Origin of the sequence: Micromonospora sp. HM134, assembly GCF_007833915.1 — a bacterium.
Taxonomy (GTDB): domain Bacteria; phylum Actinomycetota; class Actinomycetes; order Mycobacteriales; family Micromonosporaceae; genus Micromonospora; species Micromonospora wenchangensis.
In genome coordinates, this window is the sequence record NZ_CP041061.1 from 2161106 (window position 1) to 2178576 (window position 17471).

Consider the following 17471-nt stretch of genomic DNA (forward strand, 5'->3'; position numbering starts at 1 on the left):
ACCGGCGACACCATGGTGGCGCTCGCCTCCGGCGAGGCCCGGTCCCTTGCCGATCTGGCCGCGGACTGGCAGCGGGGAGTGACCCATTTCGGCTACACCACCAACAAGGCGGGGCGCGTGGTGGTCGCCCCTCTGGTGGAGCCCCGCCTCACCAAGAGAGCTGCCCGGCTGGTCCGGGTGCAGCTCGACAACGGCGCGTCGGTGCGTTGCACACCGGATCACCTCTTCCGGCTGCGTGACGGTTCCTACCGACGGGCCGATGCCCTGGTCCCCGGTGAATCGCTCATGCCCCTGTACCGGAGCGTTTCCAGTAAGACCGAGGGGCACAAGCTGCACGGATACGAACGGATCTGGATGAACGACCGGGAGGAGTGGGTCTACACCCACTACCTCGCCGACGCCTGGAATCTCCGTCACGGTCGTGACAGCGCCACCAACGGCAACGTCCGCCACCACATCGACATCAACAAGCGCAACAACGATCCGCGGAACATTCAACGGATGACCTGGGCCGACCACTCAGCACTGCACGCCGCGATGATGGGCGAACACGTCCACGCGGGCTGGCGGGAGTGGTTTGCCAACGGCGGCCGGGAGTTCAAGTCGGCCATGCTCAGCGCGCAGTGGCGCGATCCCGCATTCCGTGAGGCGTGTCTCGCCCGGCTGTTCGCGCTCAACGAGTCACCCGAGTTTCGGGCCAAGCTGGAAAATGGATTCCAGGACTGGTACAACGCGCTCGATGACGAGGAGAAGGCCGCCTACGCCGACCGGATGCGAGACCGGCAGGCCCAGTACTGGTCACAGCCCGAGCACCGTGAGGCTGCTGCGGAGCGCGTCCGGAACTATTTCGCGGACCCTGCCCGTCGTTCCGCCTGGCGGGCGCGTTCGGTGCGGCAGTGGGACAACTCCGAGCTGCGTGCCTGGCGGTCGCGAAAGACCGTCGAACAGTTCAGTGACCCTGCCGAGCGGGAACGCCAGCGCAACGCGGTGCGGGCCTGGCACGAGGAGAACCCTGAATTCGGGGCCCGTCACTCACGTCTGATGAAGCAGCGGTTGGCGGACCCGGGCACCGGTCACCTTGCCAAGGCGCAGGCCGGTCGGGCGGCCTACGTGGCCAACGTGCCCAAGGGCGAGCGTGTCGGTCGCCAACAGGAGGGCAGGCGGCGGGCCGCGCTCAAGCGGCTCGCTCCGCTGCTGGTGCTACCGGATGCGGAGCTTGCTGCGGCGTACGAGACCGAGCGTCTGAGGTCCGCACGCACGGGACTCCGGTTCGACCGACTCCTGGCGTTCTACGACGGCGATTACGCCCGCCTCCGAGAGGCGGTCAATCTGGTGAACCACCGTGTCGTGTCGGTCGAGCCGCTTGACGAGACAGCGGACGTCTACGACCTGACGGTTGACGGCTACCACAATTTCGCCCTCGAAGCCGGAGTCTTCGTCCACAACAGTGCTCGGGTCGCTCGTACCTCCGAATACCAGGCGCTACTGCCGATTCGCGGCAAGATCCTCAACGTGCAGAAGGCGAACCTCCAGCAGGTGCTGGACAACGCCGAGTGCGCGGCGATCGTGCAGGTGCTCGGGGCCGGCTCGGGGCGTACCTTCGACCTGTCCTCGCTGCGCTACGGCCGGGTGCTGATCATGGCGGACGCCGACGTGGACGGCGCGCACATCCGGACCCTGCTGATCACCCTGTTCGCCCGCTACATGCGACCGCTGATCGAGGCCGGCCGGCTCTACGCCGCGATGCCGCCGCTGCACAAGATCACCACGAAGGGGCGCAACCCGCAGACCACCTACACCTACACCCAGGCCGAGATGGAGGCGACGGTCCGCAAGCTTGAGAAGGCCGGCAGGCAGATCGTCACCCCGATCCCGCGCTTCAAGGGCCTCGGTGAGATGGACGCCGACGAGTTGTGGGAGACCACGATGAACCCGGCCACCCGGGCGGTCCGCCGGATCACCCTCGACGACGTCGACGCCGCCGAGCGCATCCTCGAACTGCTGATGGGCGAAAAGGTCGAACCGCGCCGCAACTGGCTGATCGACTCCTCCGACCGGGTCGACCGCGACGCGATCGACGCATGAGCACCGTGGCCGCCGTACATCCGAAAAGAGAGCTGAACGATGGCACGCCGTAAGGACGACCGCGCCAAGGTGGACCTGTCCGCCTTCGACCAGGCCGGCGCGCGGGTCTTCGACAACCCGCTGGTCACCGAGGTCTCCGACTCCTACCTGGAGTACGCCTTCTCGGTCATCCACTCCCGCGCCCTGCCCGACGCCCGCGACGGCCTCAAGCCGGTGCACCGGCGCATCCTGTGGTCGATGCACGAGCAGGGCCACCGCCCCGACCGGGGGCACGTGAAGTCCGCCCGGATCGTCGGCGACGTGATGGGCAAGTACCACCCGCACGGCGACACGGCGATCTACGACGCGATGGTCCGGCTCGCCCAGGACTTCTCCCTGAACGCGCCGCTGATCGACGGGCACGGCAACTTCGGTTCCCCGGACGACGGCCCGGCCGCCGCGCGCTACACCGAGGCCCGGCTCTCCCGGGAGGCGATGCTGCTCGTCGGTGAGCTGGGCGAGGACACCGTCGACGTCGAGCCCAACTACGACGGCTCGCTGACCCAGCCGACCGTGCTGCCGGCGGCCTTCCCCAACCTGCTGGTCAACGGGGCGTCCGGGATCGCGGTCGGGATGGCCACCAACATGATCCCGCACCACCTCGGCGAGGTGGTCTCCGCCGCCCGCTGGCTGATCAACCACCCGGACGCCGACCTCGACAAGCTGATGGAGTTCGTCCCCGGCCCCGACCTGCCGACCGGCGGCCTGCTGCTCGGCCTGGACGAGGTGCGCCGGGCGTACGAGACCGGGCGCGGTGTGGTGCGGATGCGCGGCCGGGTCGAGATCGGCCCGCTGGAGGGCAGCCGGGGCCGGCAGGCGATCACGGTGGTCGAGCTGCCGTACGGGGTCGGCGCGGAGAAGGTCATCGCGGCGATCACCAACGAGGTCAACAAGACCAAGCGGCTCACCGGCATCGCCGACGTCAAGGACCTCACCGACCGGGAGAGCGGCACCCGGCTGGTCGTCGAGTGCAAGGTCGGGGTCAACCCGCAGGCGTTGCTGGCCGACCTCTACCGGCTCACCCCGCTGGAGCAGTCCTTCGGCATCAACAACCTGGTGCTGGTCGACGGCCAGCCGCGCACCCTCGGGCTGAAGGCGCTGCTGGAGGTGTTCCTGGCCCACCGCTACGAGGTGGTGACCCGGCGCAGCGCGTACCGGCGGCGCAAGCGGGAGGAGCGGCTGCACCTGGTCGACGGTCTGCTGATCGCCCTGCTCGACATCGACCGGGTGGTCAAGCTGATCCGGGCCAGCGAGGACGCCCAGGCCGCGAAGGACGGCCTGATGCAGAAGTTCAAGCTCTCCGAGATCCAGGCCACCTACATCCTGGACACCCCGCTGCGCCGGTTGACGAAGTACGACCGGATCGAGCTGGAGGCCGAGCAGGAGAAGCTGCGTGGGGAGATCGCCGCGCTGTCGAAGATCCTCGACGATCCGAAGGTGCTCCGGAAGGTCGTCTCCGACGAGTTGGCCGCCGTGGTGAAGCAATTCTCCGGGCCGCGGCGGACCACCCTGGTCGACGGGGACCTCAAGGAGGTGCTGGCCGCGTCGGTGCCGGCCGGGCCGTTGGAGGTGGCCGACGACCCGTGTCAGGTGATCCTCTCGGCGACCGGGCTGGTCGCCCGGACGGCGGCCGAGTCGGAGGAGGCGTCCGAGGGGCGTCGGCGCAACGGCCGGGTCAAGCACGACACGGTACGCGCGGTCGTGCACACCACGGCCCGGGGCCGGGTGCTGCTGGTCACCAGCGCCGGCCGGGCCTTCAAGGTCGACGTGTTGCCGCTGCCGGTGCTGCCCGAGCAGGCCGGCACGGTGTCGCTGCGGGGCGGGATGGCCGCCGCCGAGCTGGTCCCGCTGGCGGCGGGGGAGACGGTGATCGGGCTGGCCCCGCTCGGCCCGACCGCGCAGGGCTCACCGGGCCTGGCGGTGGGCACCCGGCAGGGTGTGGTCAAGGTGTGCACGCCGGAGTGGCCGGTGCGGTCCGACGAGTTCGAGGTGATCTCGCTGCGGTCGGGCGACGAGGTGGTGGGGGCCACCTGGCTCGCCGACGGCAGCGAGACGTTGGCCTTCGTGACCAGTGAGGCGTCGCTGCTGCGGTTCGCGGCGGCCCTGGTCCGCCCGCAGGGGCTCAAGGGTGGCGGGATGGCCGGGGTCGGCCTGCCGGCGGGTGCCCGGGTGGTGTTCTTCGGCGCGGTCCGCACCGACGACGCCGTGCACGGGGAGCCGATGGTGGTCACCTCGACGGGGGCGACGGTCAAGGTGACGCCGTTCGCGTCGTATCCGGCGAAGGGCAGGGCGACCGGCGGGGTACGGGCGCAGCGGTTCCTCAAGGGTGAGACGGATCTGGTGGTGGCCTGGATCGGCGCGCGGCCGGTGGGCGCGACGGCGACCGGTGACCCGGTGGAGCTGCCGCCGGCCGATCCGCGGCGCGACGGGTCCGGTTTCGCCGTCATGCTCGGCCCGACCGTCGTCGGGCACCTCATCGAACGCGACTGACGACCGGCCGCCCCGTCGGCACTGTCAGGCGACGTCGACGGGGCGGAACTGGACGCTGACCCGGGGGCCGACCGGGCGGGTGGTCTTGGGCACGGCATGCTCCCAGGTGCGCTGGCAGGACCCGCCCATCACCACCAGGTCGCCGTGGCCGAGCGGGAACCGCAGGGTGTCGCCGCCGCCCCGGGGACGCAGCAGCAGCGGGCGGGGCGCGCCGAACGACACGATCGCCACCATCGTGTCGGTGTGCGCGGAACGGCCGAGGGTGTCGCCGTGCCAGGCGACGCTGTCCCGCCCGTCGCGGTAGAGGCACATGCCGGCGGTGACGAACGGCTCGCCCAGTTCGGCGGCGTAGTGCCGGCTCAGCGCGGTGCGGGCGGCGGTGAGCAGCGGGTGCGGCAGCGGGCGGTCGGGGCCGTACCAGCTGAGCAGGCGGGGGACGTCGACCTGCGTGTCGTACATGGTGCGGCGTTCGGCCCGCCAGGGGACGTCGGTGCGCAGGGTGTCGAGGACCGTGTCGGAGCCGTGCACCCAGCCGGGCAGGTGGTCGACCCAGGCGCCCCGGGTGAGCACCCGGCGGCGCAGCCCGGCCAGCGGGGTCAGCGTCGGGCCGGCTTCGGTGAGGTCGAGCATCGACGGCTGGTAGGCGGCCTGCGGCATAACCGGCACCCTATCAGGGTTTTAGCACACCCGTACGATCGGCGATCCGGGTGAGGACGGCCCCGGCCACCCGCTGCCGGCCGCGCCCGTCGACGGTGGCCCAGGCGCGGGCGGCGAGCGCCGCCCGCCGCCGGGGGGAGGCCAGCAGGGTGCGCAGGGTGCGGGCCGCGTCCGCCCGCGCGGCCCGGCCCGCCAACCCCGGCGCGGCCAGCTCCGGCAACTCACCGAGGCCGGCGGCGAGCCCGTGCGCCACCACCCGCCGGTACGCGTCGCGCTGGTTGTCCACCACGCAGACCAGGGCGGCGGGCGCACCGAGACAGCACAACTCCCAGGTGGAGGTGCCGGCGGCGCTGACCACCAGGTCGGCCGCGCCGATCAGCGCGGGCAGGGCGTCGGTCGGTGCGACGAGGCGCAGCGACTGCCCCCGCCCGGTGCCGACCCGCGTCAACTCGGCCTCGACCTCCGGCCTGCCGACGACCACGGTCACCGCCATCGGGTGACCGGTGCCGAGCAGCACCCGGGCCAGCACCGGGGCCGCGCCGACCGCGTCGGTGCCGCCGAAGAAGGCGAGCACCCGGGGGCGGGGCGCCGGGGTGGCCGGGGGCGGGGCGGCCGGCCGAGCGGCGGTCACCGCGTCGCGCAGCAGCGCGTACCGGACCCCGGCCAGCAGCCGCCCGTCGCCGGGTGCGCCGGCGGTGGGCTGCCCGTCGGGGGTGTCCGCGCCGAAGTTCTGGTCCAGGTAGAGGTCGGCGTCCTGGCCCCGGGTGTCGCCGTCGACGATCGCCAGGGTGAGCACGCCGGCCGCCCGCAGCGCCCCGGCCCCGGCCGGGTCCAGCTCGTACGAGTCGAGCACGAACGCGTCGAGGGCGTGCGTACGGGCCGCCTCGACCAGCCCGGCGGGGGTGTCCGGGCCGGGGTGGACCGGGATGCCGCACGCGGCCAGGTGGGCGGCGGCCCAGCCGACCCGGTCGACCGTGCCGAACAGCTCGACCCGGGCACCCCGGGCCAGGAACTCCTCGCCCAGGGCCAGGCAGCGCACCAGGTGCCCGACGCCGGTGTCCGGGCCGGCGTCGCAGCGCAGCCCGATCCGTGGTGGGTTCAGGACTCCTCCAGCCGCTTCTGGCGTACCGAGGAGTTGAGGGTACGCAGTTCGGGCCGCCCGTCCAGCCAGTCGGCGAGTTTCGCCAGCGGCACGCTGACGTCGCCGAAGTGGTCGACGACGGCGCGGACCAGCGCCCAGTCCCGGTCGGTGTCGAGGGTGAGCCGCAGCGCGGACCGGTCCGGGGTGAGGGTCACCCCGAGCACCCGGAACAGCTCCGGATGGGCGTACGCGAAGGACGTGACGTGCACCCGGTGGTGGTCGGTGGCGAGCCGGTCCAGGGTACGCAGCGCGTCCGCCCGGATGATCTCCACGTCCAGCCCCCGGGGCAGGGTACGCGCGATCGAGGTGCTGGCGTAGTCGAGCCCGGGGACGGCCCGGTAGACCGTCGCCACCAGGGTGACGATCTCCGGGTCGAGCAGCGGGCAGTCGGCGGTGAACCGCATCACGGCGTCGCCCGGGTGGGCGTCGAGCGCGCCGACGAAGCGGCTCAGCACGTCGTCCACCGGCCCCCGGTGCACGGGCACGTCGAGCCGTGCGCACTCGGCGACCACCGCGTCGTCGACGGGGTCGACGCTGGTGGCGACCACCAGGTCGGCGAGGACCCCGCTGTCCCGGGCGGCCCGGACCACCCGGCCGAGCACGGTGCGTCCGGCCAGCGGGCGCAGCACCTTGCCGGGCAGCCGCGACGAACCCATCCGGGCCTGCACGATCCCGACGATCCGCAGGTCGCAGCCGGGCGACCCGGCCGCGTCCCGTCCGGGGACCTCCGCGCTGCCGGGCCGGCCCGTCGGCGGGGTGGCCGGGGCGGTCACTGCTGCTCCTCCTGCGGCTTCGGGCCGAGGGCCTCGCGGGCCCGCCGCTTGGCCGCCCGCGCACCCCGCTTCGCCAGCCGGGCCGGGGTGATGGCGAGCCGGCCCACCCGGTAACTGAGCGAGCCGCTGAGCAGGTTGATCGTGGCGTCGGCGCGGCGCAGCGCCCGTTCCCGCGAGGTGAGCAGCTCCTCGGTCCACTTCAGCAGGGCGGCCAGCCGGGTCAGCTCCTCCCGCTGGCGTACCCAGGCTTCCCGCATCTGCTGGTAGCTGCGCGGCCCGGCGGGCGGGTCGGTGGGGGTGACCGCCCGCAGTTCGGTGGCGAGCGTCCCCCGCCCGTCGGCGTCCAGGCCGCGCAGCGCGGCGGCGACCGCCGCCTCGGTCTCCACGGCCGTGTCGACGGTGGCCCGGTCCAGGTCGTGCCCGGCGACGCCGCCGAGGACCACGGTCAACCCGGCGACGTCCAGGGTGGACGGCCACGGGTGGGCGTAGCCGCCGGTGAGCAGGGTGACCGCGAACCGCCACAGCCCCCGGGCCAGCGTCACCTCCACGGGCAGCGGCTCGCTGGCCCGCCAGCTCGGGTCGAGCACCGCGAAGGCGTCCCCGTCCACGACCACGGTGTCCGGGTCGGCCAGCGCCGCCGCGCCGGTGAGCCGCCCGTCCGGGTCGGCCTGCCCGGCGAGCCACCCCGCGTAGCCGCGCAGCAGCCGGCGCAGGGCGTCCAGGTCGCGGCGCAGGCAGCCGTCGAGCAGCACGGTGCGCAGCAGCCGTCCCGGCGGCACCGGGCCGGTGAGCGCGGTCGGGTCCCGGTGGGCGGCCTCCCGGCTGGCGAAGGGCGCCGGCCGGGTCCGGTCGGCCCCGCCGCCGGTGACCGCCCAGTGCCAGCCGTCGGGCCCGTCGGACACCTCGACCACCCCCACCCCGGGCGGGCCGGTCTGCACCAGCACCACCGGCAGCGCCGGGCCGGTGGACGCGCCGTGGCCGGGGCGGCGGGCCAGCGTCAGCCAGCCGGGGGCCAGCGCCGCGCCGAGCCCGGCGTGCAGCGCGTCGACCGCCAGCCGGGCCGGGTCCTGGAGCACCGGGCCACCGGCGAACCCACCGGCACAGGCACCGTGCAGCACCGCGTCGAGCAGCCCCGAGGTGGGCCGCTGCTCCAGCGCGTCGGCGGCGACCAGGGCCGTCGCGGCACCCGGACCGGGGTACGCGGCGTAGCTGGTGTCGACGGTCAGCCCCACCTCGGCGAGCCGGGCCCGCAGCTGCTCCCGGTTGGCCGGGCGGCCCGCGTCGAGCACCCCGCCGATGCTCCACGCCGCGTCGCCCCGGTCGGCGTACCAGGGGGTCGGGGCGACCAGCCGGGACACCCCCAGCGGATTGTCCAGCCGCAGCAGCAGCGTGCCGCCGGGACGCAGGGCGGCGGCCAGCCGGGCCAGCACCCCCGCCCAGCCCAGCCGGGCACCCTCCACCGACTCGACGGCGTCCAGCCCGGCCCCGGCCACCACCACGTCGAAGGTGTCGGCCGGGTCCAGTCCGGCCGGCCCGCCGACGATCACCCGGGCGGCCCGGTCGGCCAGCGCCACCGCGTCCGGGTGGCTGCGCAGCAGGCAGGTCACCTCGGCGTGGGCGAGGCGGTCGAGCAGCGCCGGGTCGTGCGGCCCGGCCAGCAGCACCCGCGCCCCGGCCGGGACGACCCGGGCGGCCAGCGCGCCCAGCGGCCCACCGTCGGCCAGCCGCTGCTCCGGCAGGTCGGACCAGGCCAGCATCTCCCCGCCGGGCAGGACGACGGGGGCGGTGGTTCCAGTGGTCAACTCGTTCCTCCTGCGGGGTGCGCCCAGCCGAGCAGCTCCCGCAGCTCGGCCGGGGTGCAGCGGTGGTCGGTGCCCAGCTCGGCGCGGGCGATCCCGACGGCGGTCGGCAGGTCCACCGACTCGCCGTGCAGCTCCGGCCACTGCCGGCGGATGCGGGCGGTGCCGCCGAAGGTGGGGTCCTCCTTGGCCAGGATCATCGGGTCGCCGTAGACGGCCGGTTCGCAACCGGCGGCGATGCCGTAGAAGATGGCGCTGGTCAACCGGTTGGACGCCACCCGGGCGTGCCGGCGCAGCTCGGTGAGCTGCTTGTCCAGGAACAGCGGGTCGGTGTCCCGCCACCAGTGCCCCCGGTAGCCGTGGCAGATCACCCGGAAGCCGGCGTTCTCGTAGAGCCGCCGCACCCGGCGCATCCCGTACTCGTGCCAGTAGAGGCAGACGGTGACCGGGCCGGGTTCGGTGGCCCGGATCAGCGCGATCAGCGCCCGGTGGTCGCCCTTGACGTGCTGGCCCTCCCAACCGTGGAACGGGTACCAGATGGTGCCCTCCCGCTCGGCCGGCGGCGGGTCGTCGGCGCGCAGGTCGAGCAGGTACGCGAAGGGCGCCCCGGTGACCACCACGTTGCGCCGCCCCACCGACCAGGCCCGCCGCCGAGTCTGCTCCGACCAGAGCAGGCTGGGGGTGCGTTCGGCGTACGGGTGGCCGGGGGCGAGGCCGTCGCCGATGTTCCAGCCGTGCTGGACGTACCCGTTGATCCGGGGCGGGTGGCCGTCGCCCAGCCCGCAGTAGCGGGCCAGCACGTGGGCGTGGCCGTAGAAGTGGTTCGCGTGGTGCATCGGTTCCCCCGGTCAGGCGGCGGTCGGCGCGGTGACGCCGCGCAGCGCCGCGCCGAGCGCGTCGATCACCCGGTCCTGGTCGGTGTCGGTGAGGCCCGGGTACAGCGGCAGCGAGAGCTGCTGGGCGTAGAACGCCTCGGCCACCGGGCAGGACCCGCGCCGGTAGCCCAGGTCGGCGAAGGCCGGGTGCCAGTGCACCGGCAGGTAGTTGACCTGTACGCCGATGCCGGCGGCCCGCATCCGGTCGTACACCTCGCGGCGGCGGCCGTCGAGGACCCGGACCGGGTACAGGTGCCAGGCGGGGGCGGCCCAGGACCGGCGGGCCGGGGTGAGCACCCCGTCCAGGTCGGCCAGCGCCTCGTCGTAGCGGGCCACCAGCCGGGCGCGGGCGGCGAGGAAGTCGCCGAGCCGGCGCAGTTGGCTGCGGCCCAGCGCGCAGAGCACGTCCGGCAGCCGGTAGTTCAGCCCGAAGGAGTGCACCTCCTGGTGCCAGCCGCCCTCGTCCGGCGTGCGCAGCTCGTCGCGTTCCCGGACCAGGCCGATGTTGCGGAACCGGCGGGCCCGCTTCAGCAGCTCCGGGTCGCCGGCGGCGACCGCGCCGCCCTCGGCGGTGGTGAGGTTCTTGGTGGGGAAGAACGAGAAGGTGGTCAGGTCGGCCAGCGACCCGACCGGCCGGCCCCGGTAGGTGGCCCCGACGGAGTGCGCCGCGTCGGCCAGCAGCAGCGCGTCGGAGCCGGCCAGGGCGGTGCGCAGGGCGTCGTAGTCGGCCGGGTGGCCGGCGTAGTCGACGGCCGCGACGACCTTCGTCCGGGCGGTGGTCGCGGCGGCTGCCGCCGCCGGGTCCAGGGTGTACGTCTCCTCCTCGACGTCGGCGAAGACGATCCGCGCGCCGAGGGCGACCGCGCTGCTGGCCGTCGCCACGAACGTCATCGGCGGCACCACCACCTCGTCGCCGGGTCCCACCCCCGCCGCCGCGTAGGCCACGTGCAGGGCGGCCGTGCCGTTGGCGACGGCGGCGCAGCCGGCCCCGCCGGTCCAGCCCGCCAGGTCCGCCTCGAAGGCGTCGACCTGCGGGCCGGTGGTGAGCCAGTCGCTGCGCAGGGTGGCGACCACGGCGGCGACGTCGTCGTCGGTCACCGACTGCCGGCCGTACGGGAGCATCGCCGTCATGCGGCGATGCCGAGCATGTCGCGCAGCTGCGGGACGGTCAACCACTCGTCGTTGCCGTCGGACTGGTAGGCGAAGCCGTCCGGCACCGGTTCGCAGTCGACCGGCGGCCGGTAACCCCAGGTGGCGATCGTGGGCTGGACGATGAACCGGTCCTTCGCGCGCAGCGTCCGGCGGCTGTCGTCCGGGGCGATCATCTCCTCGTGCAGCTTCTCGCCGGGCCGGATGCCGATCTCGTGGGTGGTGGCGTCCGGGGCGACGGCCTCGACCAGGTCGAGGATGCGCATGCTGGGGATGCGGGGCACGAACAGCTCGCCGCCCTGCATCTGGTCGAAGCTGTCCAGCACGAACTGCACGGCCTGGTCCAGGGTGATCCAGAACCGGGTCATCCGCTTGTCGGTGATCGGCAGGCTCTTGCCCTCGTCGGCGAGCCGGCGGAACAGCGGCACCACCGAACCCCGACTGCCGACCACGTTGCCGTAGCGGACCACGGCGAACCGGGTGGGGTGCTGGGCGGCGTAGTGGTTGGCCGAGACGAAGAGCTTGTCGCCGACGAGCTTGGTCGCGCCGTACAGGTTGATCGGGCTGGACGCCTTGTCGGTGGAGAGCGCGATGACCTTCCGGACGCCGGCCTCGATGGCCGCGTCGACCACGTGCTGCGAGCCGGTGATGTTGGTGGCGATGAACTCCGACGGGTTGTACTCGGCGGTGTCCACCTGCTTGAGGGCGGCGGCGTGCACCACGTGGTCGACGCCGTGCATGGCCCGGGTGAGCCGGTGCCGGTCCCGGACGTCGCCGATGAACCAGCGCAGCCGGGGGTCGTCGCCGAGTTGCTGGCGCAGCTCGTACTGCTTGAGTTCGTCGCGGGAGAACACCACCACCCGGGCCGGGTCGGCCACGTCGAGGACGTGCCGGAGGAACGTCTTCCCGAAGGACCCCGTACCGCCGGTGACCAGAATGGAGGACCCATTCAACTCACTCAATTTGGTGCTCCCCAGCTCGTGGTGTGCGCCGCCGGCTCGGGGCCAGGCGACCGGACGGACGCTAGCCACGGCGGGTTAACGCACCGACGCCCCCGGGTTAACCGCCCACGCTGGTCGTGTGAATGCCGGCCCCCCGGCAGGCGAACACTTGCCGACCCGGCCGCTGCCGGCTGACCAGCGGGTACGCCGCTGACTACAGTGGCCCGGCGCGGTCGGTGGGCATCCGCCGCAGGCGCATCCGACACCCACGGCCGGGCACCGCCCCCACCGGCCCGGCCTGCGGGCCGGGACCGCCGCGCGTCCCGGGCCGGCCGGCGGGTGTGCCCCGACGAGGCAGGAGGCGACGCATGGTGGCCGTCACCGAGGTGGGACACCGGGTCGCCGACCCGGCCGGGGAGCCGGCCGGGCGACGCCGCCGACTGGTGCCGGTGCTGCTGGTGGTCGGCTGGCTGCTGGGCGTCGGCTGGCGGATGTGGTTGTCCCGGCACGTGCCGCTGCCCATCGCGCACACCGACGAGGACAGCTACCTGCACACCGCCCGCGCGCTGGCGGGCGGGCCGGGCGGCTTCAGCAGCGAGAACGGGCCGCTGCGCCGGGTCGGCTACCCGCTGCTGATCTCCCCGGCGTTCCTCGGGGAGCGGGACTTCGCCGACAGCTACCGGCTGGTGCAGTTGATCAACGCGGCGGTGAACGCAACGGTGCTGCCGCTTTCGTACCTGCTGCTGCGCCGGCTGGTGCCGGTGCGCCCGGCGGTGGCCCTGGCCGCCGCCGTGGTCGCGGCCACCCTGCCGGCGACGGTGTTCTACGCCGGGGTGGCGATGATCGACGCGGTGCTCGCGCCGCTGGTGCTGGCCTGGCTGCTGGTCGTGCACCACTGGGTGCGCCGGCCCGGCCCGTTGGTCGCCGCCGGGGCCGGCACCCTGGTCGGGGCGTTCCATCTGCTGCACTCCCGGGGCCTGGTGATCGTGGGCGTGCACGCCGGCCTGGTGCTGCTGCTGTTCCTGCGGCGGCGGGTCAGCCCGGCGCAGGTGCTCGCCGCCGTGCTGCCGGTGCTGGCGCTGGCGCTGCTCAACGAGGTGGTCATCCGGTTGCTCGGCGACCGGGTCTACCTGCTGGGCGACCCGCCCGGAGGCGGCACCGTCCGGGCGGTCGCCTCCGGGCCGGGGCTGCTGCGGGTCGGCGCGGCGGTCGCCACCCAGCTCTGGTACCTGGTGGTCATCACCCTCGGGCTGGCCGGCGTCGCCTGGGCCGGGGCCGTCCGCCTCCTGCTCCGCCCCACCCCCGCCGCGTCCCCGGACTCGTCCGCCGGCCCGGCGGACGAGTCCGGGGCGACCCGGTGGACGGTCGGCGTGGCGCTGGTCACCAGCGTGGGGGTGGCGGCCGGCGCGTCGGTGATCCTGGCCGGCATCACCAGTAAGCCGCTGGACGCCATCTACGGCCGGTACGTGCAGATGCTCGCCCCGTTCTGGCTGCTGCTCGGGGTGGGGATGCTGGTGACCGCGACGCCCCGGCAGCGGTGGCGGCGGGCGGCGGTCGCGGTGGGCCTGCTGCTGGGCGGCGCGACCCTGATCGCCGCCCGGCTCGCCTGGGTCGCCAGCCGGGGACACGAGCTGCGCTACGGCGGGTTCGGCGCGCCGGACCTGATGGCGCTCACCGGTGGCTGGCGGGAGTTCCGGCCGTTCACCGGGGCCGCCGTCGGGGTGGCCGGCTGCCTGCTGCTGGTCGCCGCCCTGCGGCTGCCCCGGTGGCGGCTGCCGGTCCTCGCCGCGCTGGTGGCGGTGAACCTCGGCACCATGCAGGTGATCACCGACCGGCTGGTCCGGCCGGTGGTCGCGGCGACCGCCCCCACCCCCCGGGTGGCCGACCTCGGGGTACGCCCCGGCGACCGGGTCTGGGCGTCGCTCGGCGTGCAGTGGGTGCTCCGGTTCAACCTCAGCCACCAGGTCACCTGGGCCGACGTGCGGTGGTTCGGGGACGACCCACCGGCCGACGCCGACGTGGTCTTCGTCCGGTGGGCCCCCGGCGAGCCGGACGACTGGGACGGTGCCCGGTACGGCTTCGTCCGGCTGGGCGGCAACCCGCAGCAGCGCTGGGCCGCCTGGCGGCGTGCCTGATTCCATCGCCGCGTCGCCCGGAACCGCGCCCCGCCGGACGTCGGCCGTGCAATTCGGTTAACGGGGGGTGGCGGGCCGGTGAATGGTCGCCGGACAATCGGGGAAATCAGCGGCGGCGACGGTTCTCCCGGGTCAGTGAAATGGGGACGACGGTGATTTCCCGGCCGTCGTGCGACTCGCGTCGAGCGGTGCCCTCGACGAACCGGAACCGTCGGTTCATCTGCCGTACGACCGTGTTGTCCGCCAGCACCTCGCCGTCGAGCCGGTCCAGCGCGAGCACGTCGAAGGCGTGGTCCACCGCCGCCCGCATCACGCCCAGCCAGGCGGGCAGCGTCGCCCCCCGCCCGGCCAACCCGTCGGCATCCAGGTAGAAACCCCAGGAAGCGGTGCGTTGCGGTCTGTCCGGACGTAGGTCGAAGAAGGTCACCACGCCGGCCGGCCGGTCGTCGTACAGGTAGATCAGCACCCGCCGGGCCGGATCGGTACGCACCCGCGACCACCACGCCGCGTGCTCGGCGGCGGTGATCTCGTGACTGGTCTTGCTGACCTGCCGGTTGGTTTCCTGATTACGCCAGGACAACATCAGGTTAACGTCGTCCGTAGTGGCCTCGCGCAGCACCCGTACCCCTTTGTTATTCACCCGGTGGACCCCTGCGGACCCTACCCGGGTAAAGCGGCCGGGTAATTGTCGGGCTGTACACTCCGGCGCATGAACGAATTGAGTCGCGCGCAGATTCGCGACCTCATGGCGCAGGTGCTGCGCAACCAGGGCCGGGCGCTGCCCGACGACGACTCCACCGACCTGCGGGAGATCGGCTTCCGGTCGCTGGACTTCTCGGAGCTGGCCCTGCGGGTCGAGGACGCCACCGGCGAGGAGCTGAACTTCGACGCCCCCGGCCTGCGCCGGATCGCCACCGTCTCCGACGTCCTCGACTTCCTCGCCGAACTCCAGCGGCAGTGACCGTCGCGACCTCGCCGGCCGGGCTGGACAACCGGGTCGTCGTCGCCGGGGTGGCCCGGAGCTGGCGCGACCTGCCCGCCCCGGCGCTGCCGTCCCCCGGGGTGGTCCTCGCCGCCGGTGCCGCCGACGCGCTCGCCGTCGCCCGGCGGCACGCCGTCGACGGCACCGAACTGCTGCTCGCCGCCCCCACCCGGGTCGACGCGACGATGCGGGACGAACTGCGCGCCGCCGGGTTCGCCGTCACCGTGCTCACCGCCGGGGTGCCGCAGACCGCGCCGCCGGCCGTCCCCCGGGCGTCCGAGGCGGGTCGGCTCTGGCTGCTCACCTCCGGGTCGACCGGGCGGCCCAAGCGGGTCGGGCACACCCTCGACTCGTTGACCACCGTGCGGTCGGCGCAGCCGGAACGGACCTGGCTCTGCCCGTACGCCCCCGGCAGCTACGCCTGGTGGCAGGTGGTCACCCTGTCGCTGACCCGGCCCGGTCAGCACCTCGTGGTGGTCGACCCGGCCGAGCTGGACGACTGGCCGGCGATCGCCGCCGCGCACGGCGTCGACGCCGTCTCCGGCACCCCCACCTTCTGGCGGCGCACCCTGCACCGCGATCCGCAGGCGCTGGCCCGGGTGCCGCTGCGCCAGCTCACCCTCGGTGGCGAACCGGTCGACCAGGCCGTCCTGGACCGCCTGCGGGAGCTCTTCCCGGCCGCCCGGATCTCCTGGATCTACGCCTCCTCCGAGGTCGGCGCGTCGATCGTGGTGCACGACGGGCGGGCCGGGTTCCCGGTCGGCTGGCTCGACCGGGTCACCCCGGGCCGCCCCACCCTCTCCCTGCGCGACGACGAACTGGTGATCACGTCCCCGCACCACGGGGTCGGCCTCGACGGGCCGGTGCGCACCGGCGACCGGGCCCAGGTGGTCGACGACCGGGTGGTGATCACCGGCCGGCTGGACTCCGACGAGATCAACGTCGGCGGCAGCAAGGTCTCCGCCGGGCTGGTCCGCGCCGTGCTCACCGCCCACCCCGGGGTCGCCTGGGCCCGGGTCACCGGCCGCCGCGCGCCGGTGCTCGGCCGGATGGTGGTCGCCGAGGTCGTCCCCATCACCGCACCGGGCGACGCCGGGCAACCGCCCGACGAGGGCGCGCTGGTGCGCTGGTGCGCCGACCGGCTCCCCGAGTACGCGGTGCCCCGCCGCATCCGCCTGCTGACCGAGATCCCCGTCAAGGAGACCCTGAAGAGCGATGTCTGACTCCCCGCCCGTTCCCGCCAGCACCGTGGTCCTCGTCTCCGGCGGGTCCCGGGGGCTGGGCCTGGCCATCGTCACCGACCTGCTCGACGCCGGCCTCACCGTGGCCGCGTTCGCCCGTACCGTCACCCCCGAGTTGGAGAAGCTGGCCGCCGAGCACCCCGAGCGGGTGCACGTCGGGGCGGTGGACGTCACCGACCTCGCGGCGGCCCAGCGGTTCCTCCGGGCGGTCGAGGCGCGGTTCGGGCCGGTCGACGGACTGGTCAACAACGCCGCCGTCGGGCAGGACTCGATGCACACGCACACCGCCACCGCCGACATCGCCCGGATCGTCGAGACCAACCTGACCGCGCCGTTGCAGCTCACCCGCCTGGTCACCCGGCGGATGCTGGCCCAGGGCCGGCGCGGGCGGATCGTCAACGTCACCTCGATCTGCGCCCAGCGCGGCTTCCCCGGCCTGGTCGCGTACTCGGCCACCAAGGGCGGAATGGACGCGGCGACCCGCTCGCTGGCCCGTGAGCTGGGCGGGCGGATGCTGGTCAACGCCGTCGCGCCGGGCTTCTTCGCCTCGGAGATGTCCGCCGTGCTGGGCAGCACCCAGCTCGACCAGATCGTCCGTCGCACCCCCACCGGCCACCTGACCGAACCGGCCGAGGTAGTCCCGGTGGTGCGGATGTTGCTGTGCGCGCACACCAACATCAACGGCCAGGTCATCGTGGTCGACGGTGCCGCCTCGATCTGACCTGGCCCACCCGGGCCGGGGTGTGGGGCTGCGGCCGGTGCCGGCGCTGCTGGGTGCCGCCGAACGGCACCTGCGCGTCGGCACCCCCACCGAACTGCGGTACGCGGTGACCCGCAGCCACCTCGACGACGGGCGCTGCGTCGGCTGGTACGGGCCGGCGACCCCCGGTTGGCGGGTGGCGATCGACGCCGAACGGGCCACCGCCGAGGTCCCGCCCGCGCTGGCCGCCCGCTTCGGCCCGGCCGACTTCTGGGCCCGCTGGACCCGGGCGGAGAGCCTGTGCAAGCTGGCCGAGGTGCCGGTGGCGGCCTGGTGGCGGCGGCACGGGCTGGCCGTACCCCCGCACACCCGTGCGGTCTGGCGCACCCTGCGCCTGGCCGACCTGGTGGTCACGGTCGCCTTCGCCCCCTGAACGCGCCCCGCCCCGCGGTGGCGCGGGACGG

14 protein-coding genes and 2 pseudogenes are annotated in these 17471 nt (G+C 74.1%); 8 read left to right on the top strand and 8 right to left on the bottom strand.

Features of this window, described 5'->3' with window-relative positions; genetic code table 11:
• Positions 1 to 54: 54 nt before the first annotated feature.
• From FJK98_RS34780 to FJK98_RS09655, 3 genes and pseudogenes are all read left to right on the top strand, one after another.
• Positions 55 to 1416: pseudogene (locus FJK98_RS34780) on the top strand (DNA topoisomerase); the annotation flags it as partial.
• Positions 1417 to 1446: 30 nt separating this feature from the next.
• A pseudogene (locus tag FJK98_RS34785) lies at positions 1447 to 2085 on the top strand (toprim domain-containing protein); the annotation flags it as partial.
• 39 nt (positions 2086 to 2124) lie between these two features.
• Positions 2125 to 4614: a DNA topoisomerase (ATP-hydrolyzing) subunit A gene (locus FJK98_RS09655; RefSeq protein ID WP_145918717.1), complete on the top strand. Its 2490-nt coding sequence runs from the start codon at positions 2125 to 2127 to the stop codon at positions 4612 to 4614.
• Positions 4615 to 4638: 24 nt separating this feature from the next.
• On the opposite strand, the gene FJK98_RS09660 is transcribed toward FJK98_RS09655, so the two are convergent.
• From FJK98_RS09660 to pseB, 7 genes are all read right to left on the bottom strand, one after another.
• Positions 4639 to 5271, bottom strand: a complete 633-nt coding sequence (locus FJK98_RS09660) for an alpha-ketoglutarate-dependent dioxygenase AlkB (protein ID WP_145918718.1) — start codon at positions 5269 to 5271, stop codon at positions 4639 to 4641.
• Positions 5272 to 5284: 13 nt separating this feature from the next.
• Positions 5285 to 6373 (bottom strand): PseG/SpsG family protein, encoded by a 1089-nt coding sequence (locus tag FJK98_RS09665; RefSeq protein WP_145922661.1) that lies wholly within the window; start codon positions 6371 to 6373, stop codon positions 5285 to 5287.
• On the bottom strand, positions 6370 to 7068 hold the full coding sequence (locus tag FJK98_RS09670; protein ID WP_240762936.1) for a cytidylyltransferase domain-containing protein: 699 nt from the start codon (positions 7066 to 7068) through the stop codon (positions 6370 to 6372). The genes FJK98_RS09665 and FJK98_RS09670 overlap by 4 nt, the downstream gene beginning before the upstream one ends.
• A gap of 113 nt (positions 7069 to 7181) precedes the next feature.
• The gene (locus FJK98_RS09675) at positions 7182 to 8987 is read right to left on the bottom strand and encodes a class I SAM-dependent methyltransferase (RefSeq protein WP_370517027.1); all 1806 of its coding nucleotides are present in this window, start codon (positions 8985 to 8987) and stop codon (positions 7182 to 7184) included.
• On the bottom strand, positions 8984 to 9820 hold the full coding sequence (locus tag FJK98_RS09680) for a hypothetical protein (protein WP_145918719.1): 837 nt from the start codon (positions 9818 to 9820) through the stop codon (positions 8984 to 8986). Before FJK98_RS09680 ends, FJK98_RS09675 begins: the two co-directional genes overlap by 4 nt.
• A gap of 12 nt (positions 9821 to 9832) precedes the next feature.
• On the bottom strand, positions 9833 to 10990 hold the full coding sequence (locus tag FJK98_RS09685; RefSeq protein ID WP_145918720.1) for a DegT/DnrJ/EryC1/StrS aminotransferase family protein: 1158 nt from the start codon (positions 10988 to 10990) through the stop codon (positions 9833 to 9835).
• A complete protein-coding gene (pseB, locus tag FJK98_RS09690; RefSeq protein ID WP_145918721.1) occupies positions 10987 to 11970 on the bottom strand; it encodes a UDP-N-acetylglucosamine 4,6-dehydratase (inverting) in 984 nt (327 codons plus the stop codon). The genes FJK98_RS09685 and pseB overlap by 4 nt, the downstream gene beginning before the upstream one ends.
• A 347-nt stretch (positions 11971 to 12317) precedes the next feature.
• Between pseB and FJK98_RS09695 the strand changes: the two genes are divergently transcribed.
• The gene (locus FJK98_RS09695; RefSeq protein ID WP_145918722.1) at positions 12318 to 14084 is read left to right on the top strand and encodes a hypothetical protein; all 1767 of its coding nucleotides are present in this window, start codon (positions 12318 to 12320) and stop codon (positions 14082 to 14084) included.
• Positions 14085 to 14190: 106 nt separating this feature from the next.
• Here FJK98_RS09695 and FJK98_RS09700 read toward each other — a convergent pair whose 3' ends face one another.
• Entirely contained in the window at positions 14191 to 14667 is a 477-nt protein-coding gene (locus FJK98_RS09700; protein ID WP_240762718.1) for a GNAT family N-acetyltransferase, read from the bottom strand.
• Between the two features lie 126 nt (positions 14668 to 14793).
• On the opposite strand from FJK98_RS09700, the gene FJK98_RS09705 reads away from it, so the two are divergent.
• The 4 genes from FJK98_RS09705 to FJK98_RS09720 are packed head-to-tail and all read left to right on the top strand — an operon-like array spanning position 14794 to position 17440.
• Positions 14794 to 15045 carry an acyl carrier protein gene (locus tag FJK98_RS09705; RefSeq protein ID WP_168222407.1) on the top strand — a complete coding sequence of 84 codons (252 nt, stop codon included), beginning with the start codon at positions 14794 to 14796 and terminating at the stop codon, positions 15043 to 15045.
• Positions 15042 to 16289: an AMP-binding protein gene (locus tag FJK98_RS09710; RefSeq protein ID WP_145918723.1), complete on the top strand. Its 1248-nt coding sequence runs from the start codon at positions 15042 to 15044 to the stop codon at positions 16287 to 16289. The genes FJK98_RS09705 and FJK98_RS09710 overlap by 4 nt, the downstream gene beginning before the upstream one ends.
• Positions 16282 to 17028 carry an SDR family NAD(P)-dependent oxidoreductase gene (locus tag FJK98_RS09715; RefSeq protein ID WP_145918724.1) on the top strand — a complete coding sequence of 249 codons (747 nt, stop codon included), beginning with the start codon at positions 16282 to 16284 and terminating at the stop codon, positions 17026 to 17028. The genes FJK98_RS09710 and FJK98_RS09715 overlap by 8 nt, the downstream gene beginning before the upstream one ends.
• Positions 17012 to 17440, top strand: coding sequence for a hypothetical protein (locus FJK98_RS09720; protein WP_240762720.1), 429 nt, complete (start codon positions 17012 to 17014; stop codon positions 17438 to 17440). Before FJK98_RS09715 ends, FJK98_RS09720 begins: the two co-directional genes overlap by 17 nt.
• Positions 17441 to 17471: the final 31 nt, after the last annotated feature.